Consider the following 20,905-nt stretch of genomic DNA (forward strand, 5'->3'; position numbering starts at 1 on the left):
CACAAAGTGATCCGTTTTTATTGACGAAGGGTCATCGCCAATTCAACTTCGCCAATGGGCATGTTGAGTTTTCTTGAAATCGTTAAAGGCTTCATGCCCTCGTCCGCCAGACGAATCACTTCGGCATATTTGTCCGACGGACCGTCATTCGGTGGAGATGGCTGGGTCTGTGAAACAGGAGCAACGCCCTTACGCTGAAGCTCGCGGTACTCCTCCAGCTTTTCGCCAATTTCCCGCGCAATCTTTAGCCCTTCTTGATTCAAATCGTCAATCGAATCTCTAAGGTCCAATAAATCCTGAGCTTGTGCAGGGCTTTCCAGCAGGGTTTTTTCAAGTTTTTTGAGCTTTATCAGGCAAATGGCAAAGGAAGCCAGGCAAACCAGACTGAGCAAAATGCTGAAAATGAGAAGGAGAGTCATTCCGGAAAGGTTTAAACCACCAGATCGATCTTATGACCGTCTTCTTCGCTGGTCTTAGGCTGATCAACAGAAGCCTCTTCAGTAAGAGCCAATTCTTCCTTCTCCTCCTCGTCGTCTTTTTGCTCTGGAGTCTGTTGATTGGAGCTGTCTGCGTCAAAAGGGGTGATAGAACTGCTCTCATCCAGTTCCTGGACCTCTTTGCGTCGACGTTCGTCTTCCTCGATGCGTTCTTCTTCCAGTTGCTGGTGAGTGACCGCAGGCAGATGTTGGGCAACATCCTGCACCTTCTCAACGATGTGGCCCATATGCAACACTTGCTGTGTATTGATTGGAACAATTGAAGACATCGCCGAACCTCCGTAGAACATGCTATCTAACTAATATACATTCCCGACAGGGGTTGTCAAGCGCCCCGCGCTTCAGAAAATCAATATATATAATAAGTTACGTCATTTAAGCGAGTTACTTGACGATAAATTTCGTAAAAAATACGTCATTGATCGTCCCTGTACCACTGAGTAATAAAGCATTTGAAGCGGTTAGAATTTCCCTTTTGATTTTCTCTTTGGTCTTGATTTTATCCTTTAAATATTCATCCGGGGACTTGCGCTTTAAAATGACGTATATATTCTTTCGAATCAAAGGTTTAACTTTGGTGACTTCTTTAAATAATGTGGCGTTACTCAATTTCAAATTGGGCGTTATCGAAATGAATTTACCCGTTTCAACGCCGTCATTCAAGAGAGGAAGGAAAAACGCGCCGAGACGGTAAATATAGACCTTGTCAACAATCTCTTTTTTTTCCTCGTCGTCTTCCAGAACCGGTTCCGCTGAATCTAGCGCCGCCTCTTCGACAGCGACAGGCTCTTCCTGCAAGAACAAGTAAATCCCTGCCCCTAACCCCAATATGACGACAAGTAAAATAGAAAGCGTGATGATGGTGGCTTTTTTACTGGAAAATAATTTCCCCAGAAAACCGCCAGCCGCTGTAGATCCTCCCCCCTCATCGCCTTCGCCTTCTCCGAGAAGCTTCTCTAGTTCCGCCGCCTCACCGTCGTCAAGTTGATTGTCTTCCGCCATAATTCAATCACCAATAGTTTGCAAATGACTTGTTGTCACTTCAATATTCATCGACTTAAAGATCAAAAAAAACCACTCGCTGATAAGGGTGGAGCCAGGTTGCGCGATCTACAGGGAAAGATTGGCAAGAGCGTCCAGAGAAAACGCATTGTCCCAGCGTTCCGGTTGTTCCAGAAATTTGAAATGCCCGGCGCAAGCGATCATAGCGGCGTTATCCGTGCAGTAAACAGGCTTGGGGAAATACGAAGCGATGCCCTCTTTGCCCAAAACGCTCTGCGTTCTGGCTCGTAGCGCCCCGTTTGCGGCAACGCCGCCGGTAACTACTGCGCGGGATATGGACTCACTCCGACAAGCGAGTAATAATTTTTTCACCAAGGTATCGATCACCGCCTCTTGAAAACTGGCGGCGACATCAGCATCGGACAAGCCCGTCGCTTCGCGATTGAGAAGAAAGTTTTTAACGGAAGTTTTAACGCCGCTGAAACTGAAGTCCAGCGAATCTTTGTCCAGCATGGCTCTTGGAAAGGCATGAGCCGAAGGATTGCCCTCCCTTGCTAGCTTTTCAATCAAAGGGCCGCCAGGGTATCCCAAACCAAGCATTTTAGCGACCTTGTCAAAGGATTCACCCGCCGCATCGTCGCGGGTACGCCCCAGCAATTGATAGGAGCCAAAACGCTCCACGCGGTACAAATCTGTGTGCCCGCCTGAAACACTGAGAGCGATGTAAGGGAATTCAACCGCTTCCTGAAGGTAGATGGATGTCAAGTGACCTTCAAGATGATTCACGCCGATAATGGGAATTTTCAGGGCATAGGCGATCGCCTTGGCGACATTGAGTCCAACAAGCAGGGATCCGGCCAGTCCAGGCCCTTCGGTAACGGCGACCTGATCGATGTCCTGCCAGGAAAGACCGGCTTCATTCAGAGCCTGCAGAATGATCTGGTCGATCACATCCACATGCGCTCGACCCGCCAGTTCTGGCACCACGCCGCCGTAACGCGAATGAATCGCTTCCTGGCTGGAAATCACGTTCGATAAAATTTCGCGACCGTTCTTAATTACAGCGGCGGCGGTTTCATCACAGGATGTTTCAATACCAAGGGTGTAAACAGTTTGATCCGTCATTGTTTAATACGTGTCTAGGGCGCTGATCAGCGATTATTAAAACTGACTTGATCTGCCGCCGATTCATCGGATTGCGTTTCGCTGGTTCGCCTGATGTTGTTCTTCATGATATCCCAACCGCGCAGGAGAAACACTGCATGCCTCAACTGGGCGTCCTTTTGCAAATCCGCCTTTAATTTTTCCTGACTTTCAGACGCTTCTTCAGAGTCGCTTTCATCATTGGCAACAGTGTCCAACCCTTCAGGCGTTTCACCGTCGATACTGCTCTTACCCTTGAGATGTTTTTTCAGATCCTTCTCGCGCAGGATGCGTCGAATCGTTGATTTTTCTTCACTCTCTTCTTCCTTCGCATCTTCCTCAACTTCAGAAACCGGGTCTTGATCGACAATGATATCGGGAACGATACCATTCTCCTGTATCACCCGTCCGCTTGGCGTGTAATAACGCGCTGTGGTCAAGCGCAGGGCCGAACCGTCGCTCAAGGGAATGATGGTTTGCACCGATCCTTTACCAAAAGTCGGGTTGCCTAAAATGATTGCGCGCCCTAAATCCTGCAAGGCTCCAGAGACGATTTCGGAGGCGCTGGCGCTGCCGCTGTTCACAAGAATGACCATCGGGTACTTGACGCGCTTGATATCATCCCGGGTTGTGAACCGCATATTCTGTTCTTCGTTGCGCCCTTTGGTATAAACAATGAGGTTTTCGCTGTCCAGAAAACGGTCGGTGACTTCAACCGCCTGATTGAGTAATCCACCCGGATTGTTGCGTACGTCGAGAATCAGTTTGGTGATGCCTTTCATTTCCATTTCGGCAATGGCCGCATCCATATCCGAGGCTGTGGACTTGGTGAAACTGCGTATGCTCACGTAGCCCACAGTGTCTTCATAAATCTTGTGCTTGACGCTTCTCACCTTGATGATATCGCGCACGATAGTGACTTCAAACGGCGTCTCACGGGTTTCTCTGAAAATCGTGATATTGATCGGCTTGCCGCGCTCGCCTCGCAATCGGGATACGGCGTCGGTCAAAGTCATATCAAGAGTTGATTCTTCTTCGATCTTGATGATTTTGTCGCCCGCCTTGACTCCCGCTTTCCACGCGGGCGTGTCTTCGATCGGCGATACAACGGTGAGAATGCCGTTGCGCATACTGATTTCAATTCCCAATCCGCCGAACTTCCCGGAGGTTTCGACCTGCATGGCTTTAAATGATTCCGCGTTCAGGTAGGAGGAATGCGGGTCGAGAGTTTTCACCATGCCGCGAATTGCGCCTTCTATCAGATTGTTGGCTTTGACTTCTTCGACATAACTGCTTTCGACCAGAGAAAGAATTTCAGAAAAAATTTTCAATCGCTCATAGGTGTCTGCCTGAGTTTCGCTCTCCCCTTCCACGTCCTCTTTTGCCGTTACGCTGAACGGAGACTGAAAAGCGAACAACAGGGTCATCATGCCGACTAACAGGATTCTGGAATACATACAACGGATCTCAAATTTCAATGTCCCGTCTCCAATTTAAAGTTAATGAAAATTCTGGTCTGTATTAATGCTGAATATCTAAAAGTCGCGACACACTGCAAAGCGACATATTTCATTTTTTTGCGACGGCAAACCATTGCGTCGGTTCCACCGGTTTGCCGTTGTGGCGAATTTCAAAATAAAGCGTTTCGCCTTCGATAGAGCCGGTATCGCCTGACCGACCGATGATTTGACCGGTGCGAACGGTTTTTCCTACTTCTGTAATTATGTCATCCAAATGGCCGTAAAGGGAATGATATTCTTTGCCATGCCCCAGAATCACCAGGTTTCCATAGCCTTCAAGAAAGTCCGCAAACAGCGTCGTTCCAGAAGAAACGGCGCGAACCGCATCGCCTTTGCTGGCCTCAATATTAACTCCATTATAGACAATGATGGCGCCAAAATCCTTGTGTTTCTGCTCGCCAAACCGGTTGAGAATTTTGCCGTCAACTGGCAATTGCAGACGACCCTTTTTATCGGATATGTCCAGACCTTCTCCGCGAATGAGTTTTTCTTCAAGCCCTGCAATGAGGGAGTTCAGTTTGCCCGCGCTGTTTTTCAGTTCGGCATGCGCTTGCAGATATAATTTCTTCTCGCGTTTCAGTTTTTTAAGAAAAGCGGATTTTTCCTGTTTCTGCCCCTTGATCTCTTCCTGTTTCTTCCGCGCATTTTTTTCGAAACGCACCAATTGTGTCCTGGCCCGTTCTAGAGAATCGCGCTCAGCCTGGAACTCCTGAATCTGTTGCTGGTGCGACCTCAAAAGATCAGCGTCGTATTCGGTGATTGATTGAATGTAGCGGGACTGAGAAATCAAGTCATTGAAATTTTCGGCGGAAAACATCAACTTCAAGGGGAAGAGGTTTCCCTCCTTGTAGATGGACCGAATGCGTCGGGACAGCTTATCCTTGATATCAACCATCTCTTTTTCATTGCGCGCGGTCTTGCTTCCCAAGGCTTCAATTTTACGTTCATTCGCTTTCATATTCCATTGATAAATTTTCAATTCCCGTTCGCTTAATTTCAATTGATCGTCGAGATTGCGCAAGGTCGAAAGAGCCGATTTGGTTTGGGCGCCAACCGATGAAATCGACCTCTTTTGTTTCTCCATGCGCTTCTTCAATATTTCCAGTTCCTTTTTCTCGCCTTCCAGCAAATCGCTGATCTCGTCTATATCCTGAGAAAAAACGCTATTCGCAACGAGGGAGACGAGCAAACAAGTCAGCGCGATCAGGAAGCGGCTATTTATCATTTTCGCCATCTCGAGAAAGGAATTGAAATATTGAAAACAAACTGCCAAGCAGACCGACGACCAGACTCAATAATATAAGTCCGCAAACATAAGCGCCCGGCAAATAATGAAAACGAAATCCAAGAAAGGACGATTCCATCGCTCCGCCAAATTGTATGTCGACATAGCGCTGAATGAGATTCAGAAGAAGCAATGCCAGAGCGGAGCCGCAGAGTCCCTGCACCGCTCCTTCGAGCAAGAAAGGCGCTTTGACAAATCGAGGCGTGGCTCCGATCATTTGCATCAATTCGATTTCGTCGGACCGGGAGTAGATGGATAATTTGATGGTGTTGGACACGATCAGAATCAAACCCAGCGCGAGCAATCCCCCCGCCGTGAGCAGAAATATTCTCATGAACATCATGAAGTTTTGAAAACGATTGATCCATTCGCGTCCGTAATCAACGGACTCAACGCCTTGCAGGGCGCTGAATTTTTCCGCCGCAGTCGCCAAAACGTCGAGGTATTGCTGGCCTTGTTTGAACTTGATCTGATACGAAGAAGGAAGCGGATTGAATTCGAGGTCCGTCAAAATGGGCAGACGATTGGAGAACTCTTTCTTGAAGGATTTCCATGCATCCTCTTTTGCCAGGTACTCAACGCTCTCTATGATGGCAATGGAGTTGGCGTATTGCTCGATCCGGTCGCGTTCTTCGCTGGATGCCGAATCTTTCAAATAGACCTTCAGTCGAACCTGTCCTTCCAGTTTATCCAGAGTTGAAGTCAAACTGACAAAGATCGCCAAAAACAGACTGAGTATGGAAAAAGCGATCGCCGTGGTTCCCACAGAAACCAGAAACAATTGCTTGTTGGCGCGTATGTTGGACGCCGTGGTGAAAAACGCATTGATGATGAAACGGAACAATGACTTCAAGGCTGGACTCGTTTTCCTCTTTTCAACATGATAACGGGGTGTCGACTGTTTCTTATCATCTCCTGATTGTGGGTGGCGAAAACAATCGTGACGCCCAAATTCTGAGCTTGTTCAAACAGTTTTAAAATTTCCTGCGAGATATCCGGGTCCAGATTGCCCGTAGGCTCATCCGCCAGAATGATTTGCGGATTGTTGACCAACGCCCGCGCAATCGCAACGCGCTGCTGTTCGCCGCCTGAAAGTTGCAACGGCAGGGCGTCTTTTTTATGAGTCATGCCAACGTTTTTCAAGGCCTCCCAGGTTTTAAGCTTGATGGTCTTTCGCGGCGCGCCGACAATTTCCTGGGCGAATGCGATGTTTTCAAATACGGTTTTCCTCGGCAGTAACTTGCAATCCTGAAACACAAAACCGATTTGTCGCCGATGCTGGTAGAGCCGATCCGCAGATATCTTGCAGATATTGACGCCGTTCACCAGAATCTGCCCCTGATCGATGTTTTCCCAGCGAAACAGAATTTTGAGAAGGGTTGTCTTGCCTGCGCCACTGGGTCCGGTCAAATAAACAAATTCGCCGCGCTTGATCGACAGAGACACATTCGCCAGCGCCGGGAATGCTCCACCATAGGATTTGAAAACATTGTAGACCTGGATCATGGATAAGAAAAAGCCGGGGAATTAGGAAATTAGATCATCACGGTCGAAACATGCCATTCAGGTCTGATTGGCATCTGCTTCCATAAAATCTTCGACAGGCTCCGATTCGTCGGACAACATGAAATCGCTTTCATTGAAATCATCCGCCAGAAATTCTTCGGAGATAATAGAGATGGTGCCCGGACCATAAAACTTGAGGATTTGCTCCTCAGTCAGCAACTCAAAATTCAAAAATGTTTTTACGATCAGACGATCGTTTTCCAACTCATACGCAAACACGCCCACGGGACAGGTCAGATAGCCCTCCTGCTCGCCAAAGGTCAGCAGAGCGTCGGACATATAAACATCCAGAGCGAGGATGCAATTTTCCTGGGTGTCGGTGCGCGAACTGAAACGTTCCATGCAATGCGTTGTGTAAAAAACCTGACTGTGAGAGAAGGATTGAAACAAACGCCCTTTATCCGTAGACTCCACTCTGGATGGGGACACGATGGAATGAAAACCGCGCTTGTCAAAATCGACAAGACATAAAACGTCCTTGCCGAATTTCTTGCTGGCCTTCTGGGTGATTTCTTTCATGAATCGCTGTCGTTTGCGCAAGGAGATACGCCCGGCCTTGCGAAACCGCTTTTCAAATTCAGATTTGAGATAGTTCTCTATCTGAAATTTTTTAAACTGAATATTCTCGTCTTTCACTTTTTAAAATACGGGACTTGGTTTAAAATATTGACATCACAATCTTTTATAATACTCTACCACATTCGAATTGGGAAACGAACCCTAAGCCATCTATTTGTTTTTTTTGTATTTATAATTCTCACATGACTAGCACTCTTAAAATATTCGCGGGCCTCATGCTGGGCACCCTGCTCTTTCATCAAATCCTGAATTTCATGATTGGAAATATAGAAGATTTTGAAACGGTTCCCCTGCCGCCCAAAATCCCGAAAAAATTCATAGCGGACAATCCGCTCCTCAAAATTGACGCTACATCAAAGGATATGTGGACCCTTGTCGATTTTGCGACGGGTGAAACGCATCAGGTCAAGGAACCGGAAGAACAGCTCAAGGACCTGAAAAACATCAACTGGGACCTGGGTTTTCAAAGAACCAAAATCATTTCCAACGGCGGCGATTTATCGACCGGCGGTCAAGTGGGCGTCGTCAATCTCGGACAAGTGGATATCAACAGCGTTGAAACTGCGCCGGATTCCGGTTATCTGCAAATGACGCGGAGTTTCGGCAAACTGAGCAATGACGCCTTGTCGGACTGGTACACCTACCGCACGCGAACGCATAATATTGAGTCGCATAAAAATGTCTACGTCGTGAAAACCCATGCCGGGGAATTCATGAAATTTCGCATCCTGAATTATTATTGCCGTAATCAGGAGAAGGACTGCCGAACCACCGTGTGCGGAAGGGATGAAGCGGCCTGCCTGACCGTCGAATATGCCTTTCAGTCGAAAGACACCGGACGATTTCCTAAACCGAAACCGCCCGTTACGGTTTCCCAAACAGCCGTCACAACGCCTTGAAGCGCATTTCTGGATTCATTTTACTGCTTTTGTTCGTCGCGTCCTGTCAGGGTAACAAACCGGATGACATGGTCCTGATTCCTGCGAGCAAGTTCCAGTTTGGCATCGATCCCGTCAGGACAAAAGAGTTCTTCAACCTTCCACAATCGTCCGGCGCCAACGCTCAACCTGCAAGAGTGATTCATCTCGACTCATTTTACATCGACCGCTATGAAGTCAGCTATCAGGATTTTATCAAATTCAAACCGAAGGCAAAATATGAAACAATTTCGGTCTTGGAACCGGTTCGGGGGGTCAGTTGGTTCGAGGCGGACGCCTATTGCATGTGGCGTGGCAAACGACTTCCCAGCGAACGGGAATGGGAGAAAGCGGCGCGGGGAAGCGATGGTTTTCTATTCACCTGGGGGAATGCCTATCAGGATGAGTATGCCAACTTCAGTCAGACGGTTCGACCCGTCGGCCAGACCCCGCACGATATCAGCCCCTATAAAATTCATGATCTGAATGGCAATGTCGCAGAATGGACCGACGACTGGTATCAAGCCTATCCAGATTCAGACCATAAAGACCCCAATTTTGGCAAGACCTTCAAAGTCACTCGCGGCGGAGCGATCCGAAAAAACGACCATGGATTCATGAAAGAATTCAGCATGGTCTCTTTTCGGAATTTTGCCCCACCCCACTTGAGATTCTGGGATACCGGGTTTCGTTGCGCCCAGTCCCTTTAATTTCAGCTACAATTTATTTGGGTATTTCAACCACCACATTTGGCAAGGCGTCTTTTCTGATCTTTGGTTTATCAGGCCCCTTCGGCAACTCGCTGTTCTTTTGGGAAAATTCTTTCATCCCCAAGGGCATGAAAAAGTTCAACAACTTATTCGGCGGTAGTTTTCGATAATCGAGCGCGCCGTTAGCGCTGGTTTTCAGGCGATTGAACTGAAAGCGACCGCTTTCCGGCCGGGTGTAACGCCGACGCCGACCGCGCATCTGCCGGGGACGCCTGCCCTGAGGCGATCTTCGTTGCGAACGCGAACGGGAGTATCGACCGCGCGAACGTGGACGCTCCTCCCCTTCTTTTACTTCTTGCTCCGTCGCATCAATCGTGGCCGTTGCTTCTGCGACAGGACGAACTTCCTCCGCCGGTTCCTGACGAGGCTCGCTCCGGGGCTTCTGCGCAATTTTTTTGCGGTTGTCAGGGACTCGGCCTCTGCCATTCCTCGAATCCGCTCTGGGTTCTCGGGTATTTGTTTTCGGCGGCGTCTCGCCTTCCTTGTAATATTCGATCACATTGAATTTGAAGTTTTCAAATTCCAGACCTGGCGATGAATCAAAATGAATCGCAACCTTGTGTTTTTCCTTCAAGTCGCGGATGAACTCCATTTTGTAACTCAATAGATAAGAAACCACTTCCGACGAAACGTCTACGCGCATTTCCTTGACTGAATCCTTGCCAATGATTTCCTGAATTTTACGCAGAGTCAGAATGGAAAGGGCGCCCACACCGCGCACATATCCTGCGCCTTTACAACGCGGACATTTCTCAAAAACGCCCTCTTTAACAGGAGGCGACATTCTCTGACGAGACATCTCCATCAAACCAAACTTGGAGATACGCGCAAGATTGATTCGCGCCTTGTCTTTCTTGAATGCCTTTTTGAGTTGTTTCTCCACCATCATTTTGTTCTTTTTCTGGAACATGTCGATGAAGTCGATAACGATCAAACCGCCAAGATCGCGCAAACGAAGTTGACGCGAAACTTCATCGGCGGCTTCCATATTGGTTCTCACTGCGGTGGATTCGAGTTCATTCGAGCTGGTGGTCTTGCCGGAGTTGACGTCGATGGAAACCATCGCCTCGCCCACATCAATGACAATGGAACCGCCTGATGGCAGGTGAACGGTTCGGTGGTAGATCGTTTCAATCTGTTCCTCAACGCCATGCACTTCAAACAGGGGGCGCACATCCTGATAGAGTTTGACGCGGCTTTGCATGCGCGGCATGATCATTTTAATGAAATTTCTGACTGCCTTATAGGACTCTTTATTGTCGATGATGATTTCGTCGGTGTCTGCCGTGAAATGATCGCGAACCGTCCTCAAAACCATATCCGCTTCCTTGTAAAGCAAATAAGGCGGCGTCATGGATTCATTATTGATATCTTGATTCAGGGTTTCCCAGATTTTCAGGAGCATCTGCAGGTCTTTCTGCAACTCCAGCTTGGTTCGCCCAACGCCTGCCGTGCGGATGATGACGCCCATGTTGTCCGGCAAGTCAAATCCCTCGACAATACTACGAAGCTTCTTACGCTCCTCCTCATCCTCAATTTTTCGCGAGATGCCGCTACCGCCGCTCCCAAGAACCAATACAAGAAATCGGCCGGGTATAGAGACGCCGTTGGAAAGAGAAGGCCCTTTATGGTCCCGTCCCTCCTTGACCACTTGAACCATCAATTTCTGACCCCGTATCAGAACATCCTGAATGCGCACTTTGGCCTTGCGTTCGCCGGTCTGCAAATAATTCTCGCGAAGCACGTCTTTGAAGGGCATGAAACCGAATTTTTTCCCACCGAAATCTACAAAAGCCGCTTCAATTGCAGGCTCGACCCGGTTAATCACGCCTAGGTAAATATTCCCTTTAATCTGCTCATGCGAGGCATGCTCGACAATGAAATTTTCAACCTTTCCATCGTCCAGAATGACCGCTCGGCATTCCTCCGGTTGATCGGCATTGATCAACATAATTTTTTTGGACATTTTAGCCTTTCCAAACGCTCATTTTCGGGAGCGTCTCGTACGAATCCACCTCTTCTATAAATTCTTTCAATTTATGGGTGAATTCTAAATTTGTTTCTGTTAAGATTATTCTATAAAATTCAATAAGTTATCTGATCTCAATTGGGGCGTTCGACAATTGAATTTTTCTATAAATGGCTTGCAAAATTTTTCAAATCGTATAAAAGAAAATGTCTCTAGGAATTTTGCGCTAAAGGTTTCCCCAATGAAAAATGAAATTGGAATACTGTCGCTGGACGCCCTAAGGCCGGCTGATTTAATTGGGAAAACCATCTTCATTCGATCTGATTTCAATGTGCCCTTACTTCCCCACAAAGGGTATTACCGCGTTGCGGACGACACTCGCATTCGGCGTTTTCTGGACCTGACCTTCAAAAAAATTCATGAACTGACTGACGGAAAGTGCCGCGTCATCATTGGTTCGCATTTGGGACGTCCTCATAAAACCAAGGACTACACGGGCTGGGATGGGATTTTCAACATGCAATTTGTCTGTTCCCATTTCGACACCTTGATCCGTGAGCGCTACGGCGACGCTTATACGATTTTTCCTCCTGAAATTATTGATTCTCAATTAAAAAACTCTCTTGAAATTTTTCTATATAACCGGTTTCCGCTGGGCGGTATCAAATTTCTGCCTAATTTGAGATATTTGCTCGACCCTGCCAATCCTGACGCTTACCGGTTGGAATTCATTGAACAGCTTGCCAATGTTGCGGATGTGTATATTAATTGTGCGTTTGGGTGTAGTCATCGAACGACGAAGAGTATCCGCATGCTCCCTCAGGTTATGAGGAAAGAAAATAAACTCGTTGTCGCCGGGAATCTGCTTTATGAGGAAATTCAGAAACTGGGGCATTTTGGCCGCAGGGCAATTGCCAATCCCAAGAAGACTATAGTTGTCGCCGGCGGGGCTAAGGTTGCCGACAAGATCAATATTCTCAAACAATTCGTCCAAACGCAAATTAAATCGATCTTTATTGGCGGAAAAATGGTGAATGCCTTTTTGCTGGCAAAAGACCGTTTTTCAGACGGAATGCCGCTGGTTGCAGAAAACCTCCCGAAAAAGCTGTTATCCCTGGACGCGGACAAAAACAAAGAATTGCTCAACGAGATCAAATCGGCTGCCGAAATCATGGCGATGGCGGAGGAAAACAAGGTGGAAATCATCCTTCCGGTGGATTACAAAGTCGCCGCCAATTTCGAAGACCCCACCTTTATCATCAAAGACAAGCCAGATTTTGACGAAGAATTGCAACTCGACCTCGGCCCCAAGACCATTGAAATGTTCACTGAAACGATTCTTCATGAAAATATCAGGAACATCGTCTGGAATGGCCCTTTGGGCGCCTACGATCACCCGCACTGCCCTTCCTACGCCGAAGGCTCGTTGGAACTGGCCAAACTGCTTTTTGGATCGGCGATTCGAAAAATGGAATTGTATGTGGTGATTGGCGGCGGGGATTCTGCGGCGATCCTCAACAAAATCTCAATGGATGAGATGAAACGGATCATCAAGGAAAAAATCAAGGAGCAATTTTCCGAGACTATCAATCAGGAATTGATCTCTGTCGATTTCAAAAAGAGCGACTGCTTCACGCTCTGGAATTACTTCACGAGCAATTTTTTCATTTCCACCGGCGGCGGCGCTTCTCTCGAGTTTCTCGAAAAATTCCTCAAATACAACGGTCAGAACGATATGGCCAGTTATTTGCCGGGCACATCGACGCTCATGGAACTGTGTTCTTTAAAATAGTTCCGACTTCTCAGATCCACCGTCTCCACCAGCCGCTTTAGTTCCAGGCTTTCAATCTCCAATTGTTGATAGCAGGCCTGAGTCGCGCGCGCCAGTTGAACAATATCATCTCCCTGAAAATTTTCCTTACGCTTGCTGAACATATCCGCGACCGGTTTGAGTTCAGGATGCGACCAGCCCAGACCCGCAATGCTCTTGTCCAGGGCTTCAAAATCATCCTTAAATTGCATCAATCCCGTATTCGTTAGTTGACGATTTGATACCTTCTTGAGCAGACGGGTGGCTGATTTAGAGCCGTTTCTTGCCAACTGCATCAATTGCTCCAGAGCTGTTTTTTTCTCTTCCAACTTGTGAATCAACCCATCCGCTTCGTCGCATTGATATTCGCTTGCAAAGATTTCCTGAGGCGACTCGCCCGGCTCCCATTGCAGAGCGACTTCCTGCCCGCTCAACACCGCAGGCCATAAGCGAAAATACAATTCTCTGAAAACATCTTCCATCGTCAAAGCGTGCCGCATCAGAGATCGCAGGCGAAAGCGATTGTCGGAGGCAAAGTCCGTCGTGTACACATTCATTTCTGAATTGTTTCGATCCACATTCCAGTTGCCGGAAACATGATGATATTGCATCGCATCGAAGACATGATGCGGCTTGACCGTGTGAATACAGATAATATTGTTGCACTCGACTCCGTAACTACAGGGAGCGCAGGAGATGCGCGATTGGAAAATGATATTGCCCGGAGCGAAGGGACCGGTTTCCCAGGGATGCGCATGCGCGAAGAACAGTCCGACGATGCGCACGCCCAAAGCGGCGGCGATGTGCATGGTTCCCGTATCGTTCGTCACCAGATACCTGCATTTGCCGAGCATGGCGACCAGTTGATTGATCTTCGTTCTTCCAGTAAGGTCGACCACCTTCTCCTTGTTCGCCACCGTATCGATGATGTCTTTAGCTAATGACGATTCGGAAGCGACGCCAAAGAGCAAAACGCGCGCATTCATTTCAGAGCTCAATCGGTCGATCAATTCGGCGAAGTAGCGGGTCGGCCAGCGCCGTCCTTCAATGCTGGAACCGGCCTGAACGCCGATCAGCAACTCGCCTTCCTGAATGGAATGTTCTTCTAACAAATTCTGAATCGACGCTTCATCATCCGCCTGGGGCAAAATCTGAATCGCTTCGGAACCCGGGTCGACATCGCCGCTCCGCGTGAAAATTTCCACCAGGTTGAAAGGGTTGTAGGCGCGATTGAAAGGCTCAATGCCAAAATACTGCATCCAGGGATGGCGCGACATGCGGTCGCCGGTTTCGTTGCAGGCAAAGCCAATGAACTCTTTCATATCCAGATAAAGGTTCATGAAGGCGCTGAGCTTGGAATGACTGAGATTGACCATCAGATCAAAGCCCCGGCCCTTGAGCGAGTCCATGAAGTTTTCAAGGTAACGATAAACGTTCACCCAGAGCGTGCCTTCTTGCTTTTCTTTAAACTGTCGTAAATCAAAAACGATGGTTTCATCCACATGCGGGATGCGCTCGGCAAACTCGGCAAAATCCGAGGAAACGACCTGTGTGATTTTCGCCTCTGGATATTTCTTGCGCAGACCCGCTATAAGCGGCGTCGCCTGCACGAGATCGCCAATGCGGGTCAGAGTGAGAACGAGAATGGATTCGGGCAAGGTCAATCCTCCTTTTTAACCACCTGGTCAAGCATGAGAAACAGGGTTTCCTCCCGACTCAATTTCCCCTGCCCGTTTTCTATTTGCGTCATGACGGTGTCGAGCGAAAAATCGGCGACGCCGCGAAAGTTTTCCATGAACCCGGCGAGCGAACTGCCCTCCCCCGCTTCTTCGATCACCTGCTCGACCGGATCGCGACGGGACTGTATGCGTTGCTTCAGCGCTTGCGCCTGATTCGCAAAAACATGAATCAACATCTCGCGCATACGATGCGCCATGGTGTGCTCTGCCAAGACGCGGGCGCGGCCTTTTGCGATGATCTCTAGTCGTTCATCGGGATGTTTCAGGTAATAATTGATTTTCTCTTTGAGTTCTTCAATCGAACTGAAAACGGCGATTTCCTCGTCGACGCGAAACAACTCCGCCAGTTCGCTTCGCTCGTCGACCAGTTGAAAACCCCCGCAAGCCGGTATCTCAAAAGTTCTCGGATTGACAAAATCGCCTTCAGGGTTGACGCCGGAATGACAAATCGAGGAATGCAGATTGAGATTTATTTTGCCCGCGTTGTAAATTTTAACCGTATCCTCTCCACTGACCCGCTCATTCTTGTTCTGTACGCGCTCCCCAACTTCTGTTTGCAGATTCCACTCGGTTCCCCAGATTTTGAAATCCTGATCCAATAAATGGGGAAAGCTCTGTTGCCTGTTGAAATATCCCGCGCCCATGAAAGACAGATCGCATTCGTATCGTTCGCGATCTTCGTCGCTCAAGTCCAGCGGGCGATGCGTTTGCGGGTGACAGGCCTGCGGCAGGTAGTAATAGTTATGCGCGCCCGACTCAGCCAGTTCTTCAAAAAATTCGCCGCGTTGAATGGTGAAAAAATGATCGTATAAAGGCGCTATTTCTTTCCAATAAGACAGGGTTCGGAAATCTTCAACGAACCAGAAGGCAATCGGCGCATCGAGTTTTTTGAGAGACTGAATCGTTTCAGGACTCATCGGCGCCTGCGCCAACACCAATACAAGATCAGGGACGCAATCCGCCGCCTTCGCTAAAATCACCTGCCCCATCAGCGAGATAAACATTCGGTCGAGTATCTGACGGTTGCCCTTGTTGGACGTGACCTTATGAATACCATGAAAACTGTCGACGAAGTCCTCGCAGTGCACCGATTCGACATGATGCCCCATCGTCCTCAAGGCGTCGGCGCAATAGTTCGCAGTTGGCAAAGAACCGCCATAGATCGGATTGACGACAAGAATGCGGAGAGAATTTGAGCCAAGCACTTGCAGGGCCTGCGCGCACTGATCCAGATTTTTGTAATACTCCGGCGCGATACGTAAGGACGGCTTGTGCTCAAACACGTTCCATTGCGTCGGGTCTTCTGTCGCGAATAGTTTTGCGGGCGGCGTTTCAATATAAAATTGAATACTCGTTAGAAGGTCGGAAAAATCCCGGCAGGACAGCAAAGCGCGAAACAGTTGAAGTGAGGGTTCGATCACAGTGATGGAACCATCCGTCTGCATCAACAGTTCATGGACATGATAGCCAAATCCCAGACCCAGCACGACGACGCGCTGATCCTCGGCAAGTTCTCCGATGTGAACGGACTTGCGCGCTTCTTCCAGAGGCTTGTAGGCGCTGTGCAGATAAACGCCGTTGATTTTCGGGACGGGATAGCCGTCTTTCGACGTCTCCACCACCAGAGATTCTGGAAAGGGGATAGCCGCAACACGTTGCGCAAGCGCAGGATCATGCGCCTTCAATACCTTCAGATTTTTATCGAAATAATCCATAGCTCAGTTATCAATGAAAGCGTGTCGTTTTTCCGTCGCATCAATTTTTTGAATCAACGCCCGCGCGTCTGCATGATTGGGTTCAAAAATCATGAGCGTTTGCAGACTTTCCCTAGCCATATCCATTTGACCGGAAACGAATTGAATTCCGGCAAGACCAAACAGGATATTCAGATTGGCGGGATGAACCTCCAGATATTGTTTGAGGAGCCGTTCCGCATCGTCAAACACCTGCAGTTCATAGGATAATTTCAAGAGACCGTTCAGAGCCGCCTCGTTATCGATATTAGACTCCAGAGCCTGAACGAAGCGTTTCAAAGCCTCATGTTTATTGCCGATCATGTTTTCGACCAGTCCCAGAGCCGCCAGAGCCTTGTCGTTTTCAGGTTTCATGGCGATGGCTTTATTCAGATAGTTTGAGGCGCGCTCCAGATCATTGCGTTGCATTTCCAGAATACCCAGTCCCACCCAGGCGCTGGCTGGCGGAGAAGGGTTTTTCAAGGCGGACTTGTAATGCGTTTCGGCTTCAACAAGATTTCCCTGTTGCAAACTCACATTGCCCAGACCGACAACGGCCTCAGCGTTCTGCGGACAAAGCGCCAGCGCCTCGTCGTACAAGCGCATGGCATAATCGGACTGATTCATGAGGAATGCCTGTTTCGCCTTCTCCAGCAATTCCTGAACTTGCGGCGTTGTTGCGTCCACTCCGTCATCTACCGGCTTCAACGCGGCCTCTTTCCTGACGCTCGCTCGGATCTTGTATTGAAACACAAAAAACTGTTTCAGCTCTTCCGGTTCCAGGTTGTTCACCGTCACCCGTCCCATGGTGACCGAACGGCTTCCTGAATTTTTAAAGGCTTCGTATTCAGGCGACAGGTTTTCTTCGATCTGGTCGATTTCCATGCCGGCGTCATTGAATAATTTTTTCATCTCTTTCAAGGTGAAGAATCTTAAATGCGTACGATCCAGAATGCCTTCATCCTGATAGGTCCAGGCGCCCTCCCCCAGTTGCCCGAGGATTGCATAAAACTGAATATTCGGAATGCTGGCGACAACGCTCCCGCCCTCTCTAAGCAAAGGCGCCGTGCTCTTGAGGACACTCAGAGGATCGACCAGATGTTCCAGAATGTCCGCAAAGATGATGCAGTCGAAGCTCTCCTTCGCATAAGGGAGCGGCATGGATTCAATATTGCCCTCGATCACATCATCCAGAACTTCACGCGCCAGATTCGCCGCAGAGGAATTCATTTCCACCCCGGCCACAAACGCCTCGCGTTCCCGTTTCAATTCTGCGCCCATCCCTCCTGAGGCGCAGCCGACTTCGAGAATGCATGAGGCATTGAGTGGAACCAGGGGGATCAGATCCTTGCGCGTGTTTCTGTAATACGATTTCACTTCCGGCTCCTGAGTCGCCGCAGAAGATTTTACGAGTTCGCTGGCTTGCGCCCCAGCGCTGCGAATCGCGTCGCGTTTGAATGCGTTGTTGATGTAGTTCATCATCGTATCCATGCGATGGCTGTATGTGTGCCGACTCAACACCTCCCTGCGCCCTTCCGCCGCGATACGCTCGCGCTCTTCCTCGTGATCGAGATAATAACGAACCGTGTCCAGCAATGTGGCGTCGTCGTAATAGGCCAAATGCTTTTTATCCGTAAACATTTCCTCAAGCCCGCTACCGGTGGCGCGGTCGGTCACCAGCAGACTGCCGCTACACATGGCTTCGAACACTCGCATGTTCAAGTCCTGGTTGATCGCGTTGTTAAAAACAATTCTGGACTCTGAATACAGCGCCGCCATTTCGTCCATGAATTTACGCTGACAATTCAAATTGAAATGACTGGACAGCTCGTTCAGCAAACGCTTGCGTCGCTCCGGGGCCGAGTCCACCGTTCCCACAAAACCGACATCGCAAAGTTTCTCTGCCGCTTTTCCTGAGTGAATTTCTTCATCGCAAGCGAGAGGAAGCCAGATCACCTGTTCATAACCTGCTTTTTTAAAATCATCGACATATTTTTTTTGCGCCAGAAAGACGAAATTAAACGGTCGCGCGATCTTCAAGTGATTTTCCAGATGGATGTGCGTGTCGATCAGGTAGCAAGCCTTGGGCATCGTAAGATTCGACAAGTCCGCTGGAGGCAGACTCAATCCCGTCTCGACCCAGAAGAAAAGATCCGCATGCCAGCCCCTCGGCAAATGCTCCAGGACCGATTTCAAGGGCGCATTCGGGGCGCAGGGTATGTCTTGCGGCTTGACTTCCCATTTCAAAGCTCCGAGGTTCCACAACTTGCGCACTTCGTCGTTGATCATGGTCCCGCAGGTGATCACGTTGTGCTTTTTTCTCAATGCCCGTTCGAGGTAATGCGCCGTGGTCGCCGGATGCGACACATAATTCATCAGGATATTTTTGCGCGCGATCTTGTCGAATGGCGGTCGCTTTTCTCCATCCATCACAACTCCCGAGTTCTGCAAAAACTCGACAAGCGTCGCGTGAATGACTCGCTTCCATGAGGTCGTAAAGCGATCGATATTGAACTGACTCTGAACGGTTTTACGCGCTTCCCTGCCGATTTGTCGGGCCTGCGCCGGATTCTTCAAAAGAAATTCGACGTCCCTGCGAATCTGCGCTATATCGTCTGAGATGAATCCATTCACGCCGTTCACGATTGGCGAACCGGAATGCTTGTAGGACACCACAGGCATGCCCGTAGCCATCGCTTCAAGAAGCGACAGGTTGTAGCCGTCTTCATAAGCTTCCATCGTCGTGTTCAGATAGACCCGGCAATGCTGGTAATGATCCAGCAAGTCAGAGAATCCACGCGACAATCGCGCCGACGGGATACCGGGATTCAGTCCCAGAGTCACGCTGGGGAAACCGTCGAGGATCTGTTCGCCTATTGAGTAGCCCTTGGCCGCATCCATTTCCTTGATGAGATTTCCAACCCTCAATACGCTCGCCTGATCGCCCTGATAACCCGGGTAGTCGGATATATCCAGACCGTGAGGAATCACCTCGCCCGGCAAGCCCCAATCCTGTTTCTTGGATTCGGAAATGAAAACATTTTTGACGCCCGACAATAAAGGAGCGATGCTCCCAAGATAATCATCGCGCTGAACTTGATTCCCGCCGATGGCGATTTCTGCGCTGAGGCGACAATGAAATAGCGATATTTTGGGTAGATGGAAGGATTTGACCCAGACCAGGTCTTTGATGTTATTGGCGATGACCAGATCAAAGCCCTCTTCCTCAAGCAGTTTCGACGCCTCTTGCTGGCTGAGAATCTGCGCATTTTCCGGCAAGGGCCGCATATTCGTATCCCAGCGGCGGAACTTGCCCGGACTGAGTTCAGGCTCGACAATGTAAAATTGAAAACCAACGCGCGCCAGAAGGCAGATATACGGCTCGTGCCAGTTAAAGGTTAAAATTTTAAGATCCATATCAGGCGGTCTCCCAAAGTTTGATTCCGTCATAGTTCTCTACGGATTTTTGGCAAAATCTCTTTAGCCCGTTATAGAAGCAGGAATTATGCCATTCGGCAAAACGCGCCTTTTCGTAACTTTTTTGACCTCTCACCCATCCTATGCTTTAATTTTCAATCACCCACCGCCCTATTGGCGCACAGGGTTTATCTGACGCTTACATCATGGAGAAAGCATTCCAATGCAATACGACCCCAATTCGAAGCGTATCAAAGGCCGCGAGGCCTTGATTGCATATAAAAAAGCGAAACGTCAACAGGAGGGATGGGATGGAGAAATCCCTCAAGGCTCAGGAGACTTGAACCGTGACGGCATGCCCGAGGTTCCTCCCGGTCAACGCGTGGTCACCAACTGGCCGGTGCTCGATTTGGGCGTTCAACCAGAAATACCGCTGGAGAACTGGAGCCTCACCCTGTCCGGACTGGTCAAACAGGAAAAAACCCTGACCTGGGACGACTTCATGGCTCTGCCGCAAACGGAGGACGTCTCCGACTTCCACTGCGTGACAACCTGGAGCCGTCTGAACAACCGCTGGAAAGGCGTTAAATTCACCGATCTCGTCAAATCCTGCGAGGTTCTTCCCAGCGCGAAATACATCTACATCAAAGCTTACGACGGCTATTCCACCAATCTGTCGCTGGAAGAAGCCATGAAATACGACGTCATGCTCGTCCATGAATGGGAGGGCAAACCGCTCACCGTGGAACACGGGGCGCCTCTGCGCATGATAACGCCGCAATTGTATGCATGGAAAGGCGCCAAATGGATCGGAGAGATCGTCTTCAAGGAAAAAGACGAGTTGGGATTTTGGGAGCTACGCGGTTATTCCAACAGCGCCGAACCCTGGCTGAACGACCGCTACTCCTGAAATGGAGCATTGTTTCCTGATCGCCCCTACCCCGCCAGCTATGGAAAT

At 49.0% G+C, this 20,905-nt stretch carries 17 protein-coding genes; 4 read left to right on the forward strand and 13 right to left on the reverse strand.

The window, feature by feature from the left end; translation table 11 throughout:
* Positions 1 to 17 precede the first annotated feature (17 nt).
* The 9 genes from G3M78_11655 to G3M78_11695 all read right to left on the reverse strand — a co-directional run bounded on the left by G3M78_11655 (position 18) and on the right by G3M78_11695 (position 7,649).
* Positions 18 to 419, reverse strand: a complete 402-nt coding sequence (locus tag G3M78_11655; GenBank protein QPJ66013.1) for a hypothetical protein — start codon at positions 417 to 419, stop codon at positions 18 to 20.
* A gap of 11 nt (positions 420 to 430) precedes the next feature.
* Entirely contained in the window at positions 431 to 766 is a 336-nt protein-coding gene (locus G3M78_11660) for a hypothetical protein (protein ID QPJ66014.1), read from the reverse strand.
* 115 nt (positions 767 to 881) lie between these two features.
* Positions 882 to 1,499, reverse strand: a complete 618-nt coding sequence (locus G3M78_11665) for a flagellar basal body-associated FliL family protein (protein ID QPJ66015.1) — start codon at positions 1,497 to 1,499, stop codon at positions 882 to 884.
* A gap of 108 nt (positions 1,500 to 1,607) precedes the next feature.
* On the reverse strand, positions 1,608 to 2,624 hold the full coding sequence (gene tsaD, locus G3M78_11670; protein ID QPJ66016.1) for a tRNA (adenosine(37)-N6)-threonylcarbamoyltransferase complex transferase subunit TsaD: 1,017 nt from the start codon (positions 2,622 to 2,624) through the stop codon (positions 1,608 to 1,610).
* Between the two features lie 26 nt (positions 2,625 to 2,650).
* Positions 2,651 to 4,099: a S41 family peptidase gene (locus tag G3M78_11675; protein QPJ66844.1), complete on the reverse strand. Its 1,449-nt coding sequence runs from the start codon at positions 4,097 to 4,099 to the stop codon at positions 2,651 to 2,653.
* Between the two features lie 112 nt (positions 4,100 to 4,211).
* Positions 4,212 to 5,387 carry a peptidoglycan DD-metalloendopeptidase family protein gene (locus G3M78_11680; GenBank protein ID QPJ66017.1) on the reverse strand — a complete coding sequence of 392 codons (1,176 nt, stop codon included), beginning with the start codon at positions 5,385 to 5,387 and terminating at the stop codon, positions 4,212 to 4,214.
* Entirely contained in the window at positions 5,377 to 6,300 is a 924-nt protein-coding gene (locus G3M78_11685) for an FtsX-like permease family protein (protein QPJ66018.1), read from the reverse strand. The genes G3M78_11680 and G3M78_11685 overlap by 11 nt, the downstream gene beginning before the upstream one ends.
* On the reverse strand, positions 6,297 to 6,953 hold the full coding sequence (gene ftsE / locus G3M78_11690; GenBank protein QPJ66019.1) for a cell division ATP-binding protein FtsE: 657 nt from the start codon (positions 6,951 to 6,953) through the stop codon (positions 6,297 to 6,299). The genes G3M78_11685 and ftsE overlap by 4 nt, the downstream gene beginning before the upstream one ends.
* 57 nt (positions 6,954 to 7,010) lie before the next feature.
* Positions 7,011 to 7,649 carry a hypothetical protein gene (locus tag G3M78_11695; GenBank protein ID QPJ66020.1) on the reverse strand — a complete coding sequence of 213 codons (639 nt, stop codon included), beginning with the start codon at positions 7,647 to 7,649 and terminating at the stop codon, positions 7,011 to 7,013.
* A 125-nt stretch (positions 7,650 to 7,774) separates the two neighbouring features.
* Between G3M78_11695 and G3M78_11700 the strand changes: the two genes are divergently transcribed.
* Complete coding sequence (locus G3M78_11700) at positions 7,775 to 8,491, forward strand: hypothetical protein (GenBank protein QPJ66021.1); 717 nt, start codon at positions 7,775 to 7,777, stop codon at positions 8,489 to 8,491.
* Positions 8,488 to 9,219, forward strand: a complete 732-nt coding sequence (locus G3M78_11705; protein QPJ66022.1) for a formylglycine-generating enzyme family protein — start codon at positions 8,488 to 8,490, stop codon at positions 9,217 to 9,219. The genes G3M78_11700 and G3M78_11705 overlap by 4 nt, the downstream gene beginning before the upstream one ends.
* A gap of 13 nt (positions 9,220 to 9,232) precedes the next feature.
* On the opposite strand, the gene G3M78_11710 is transcribed toward G3M78_11705, so the two are convergent.
* Positions 9,233 to 11,245, reverse strand: a complete 2,013-nt coding sequence (locus G3M78_11710; protein QPJ66023.1) for an Rne/Rng family ribonuclease — start codon at positions 11,243 to 11,245, stop codon at positions 9,233 to 9,235.
* A 244-nt stretch (positions 11,246 to 11,489) separates the two neighbouring features.
* Here G3M78_11710 and G3M78_11715 point away from each other — a divergent pair, with 244 nt between their 5' ends.
* The gene (locus G3M78_11715) at positions 11,490 to 13,040 is read left to right on the forward strand and encodes a phosphoglycerate kinase (protein ID QPJ66024.1); all 1,551 of its coding nucleotides are present in this window, start codon (positions 11,490 to 11,492) and stop codon (positions 13,038 to 13,040) included.
* Here G3M78_11715 and G3M78_11720 read toward each other — a convergent pair.
* Genes G3M78_11720 through G3M78_11730 form a run of 3 tightly spaced genes read right to left on the reverse strand, consistent with a single transcriptional unit; the run spans position 12,992 to position 19,980 of the window.
* The gene (locus G3M78_11720) at positions 12,992 to 14,716 is read right to left on the reverse strand and encodes a glycosyltransferase family 9 protein (protein QPJ66025.1); all 1,725 of its coding nucleotides are present in this window, start codon (positions 14,714 to 14,716) and stop codon (positions 12,992 to 12,994) included. The two genes, G3M78_11715 and G3M78_11720, sit on opposite strands and share 49 nt — an antisense overlap.
* Positions 14,717 to 14,718: 2 nt before the next feature.
* The gene (locus G3M78_11725; protein QPJ66026.1) at positions 14,719 to 16,512 is read right to left on the reverse strand and encodes a glycosyltransferase; all 1,794 of its coding nucleotides are present in this window, start codon (positions 16,510 to 16,512) and stop codon (positions 14,719 to 14,721) included.
* Positions 16,513 to 16,515: 3 nt separating this feature from the next.
* Entirely contained in the window at positions 16,516 to 19,980 is a 3,465-nt protein-coding gene (locus G3M78_11730) for a glycosyltransferase (GenBank protein ID QPJ66027.1), read from the reverse strand.
* Positions 19,981 to 20,170: 190 nt separating this feature from the next.
* Between G3M78_11730 and G3M78_11735 the strand changes: the two genes are divergently transcribed.
* A complete protein-coding gene (locus tag G3M78_11735) occupies positions 20,171 to 20,857 on the forward strand; it encodes a sulfite oxidase-like oxidoreductase (protein QPJ66028.1) in 687 nt (228 codons plus the stop codon).
* The last annotated feature ends 48 nt before the right edge of the window (positions 20,858 to 20,905 follow it).

Source organism: Candidatus Nitrohelix vancouverensis (assembly GCA_015698305.1).
GTDB lineage: Bacteria > Nitrospinota > Nitrospinia > Nitrospinales > VA-1 > Nitrohelix > Nitrohelix vancouverensis.

Coding starts and splice junctions, on each gene's coding strand:
- G3M78_11730 (QPJ66027.1), bottom strand. CDS start 19,980: ATGACGGAATCAAACTTTGGGAGACCGCCTGATATGGATCTTAAAATT.
- tsaD (QPJ66016.1), bottom strand. CDS start 2,624: ATGACGGATCAAACTGTTTACACCCTTGGTATTGAAACATCCTGTGAT.
- G3M78_11680 (QPJ66017.1), bottom strand. CDS start 5,387: ATGATAAATAGCCGCTTCCTGATCGCGCTGACTTGTTTGCTCGTCTCC.
- G3M78_11655 (QPJ66013.1), bottom strand. CDS start 419: ATGACTCTCCTTCTCATTTTCAGCATTTTGCTCAGTCTGGTTTGCCTG.
- G3M78_11665 (QPJ66015.1), bottom strand. CDS start 1,499: ATGGCGGAAGACAATCAACTTGACGACGGTGAGGCGGCGGAACTAGAG.
- G3M78_11715 (QPJ66024.1), top strand. CDS start 11,490: ATGAAAAATGAAATTGGAATACTGTCGCTGGACGCCCTAAGGCCGGCT.
- G3M78_11725 (QPJ66026.1), bottom strand. CDS start 16,512: ATGGATTATTTCGATAAAAATCTGAAGGTATTGAAGGCGCATGATCCT.
- G3M78_11700 (QPJ66021.1), top strand. CDS start 7,775: ATGACTAGCACTCTTAAAATATTCGCGGGCCTCATGCTGGGCACCCTG.
- ftsE (QPJ66019.1), bottom strand. CDS start 6,953: ATGATCCAGGTCTACAATGTTTTCAAATCCTATGGTGGAGCATTCCCG.
- G3M78_11735 (QPJ66028.1), top strand. CDS start 20,171: ATGCAATACGACCCCAATTCGAAGCGTATCAAAGGCCGCGAGGCCTTG.
- G3M78_11675 (QPJ66844.1), bottom strand. CDS start 4,099: ATGTATTCCAGAATCCTGTTAGTCGGCATGATGACCCTGTTGTTCGCT.
- G3M78_11660 (QPJ66014.1), bottom strand. CDS start 766: ATGTCTTCAATTGTTCCAATCAATACACAGCAAGTGTTGCATATGGGC.
- G3M78_11710 (QPJ66023.1), bottom strand. CDS start 11,245: ATGTCCAAAAAAATTATGTTGATCAATGCCGATCAACCGGAGGAATGC.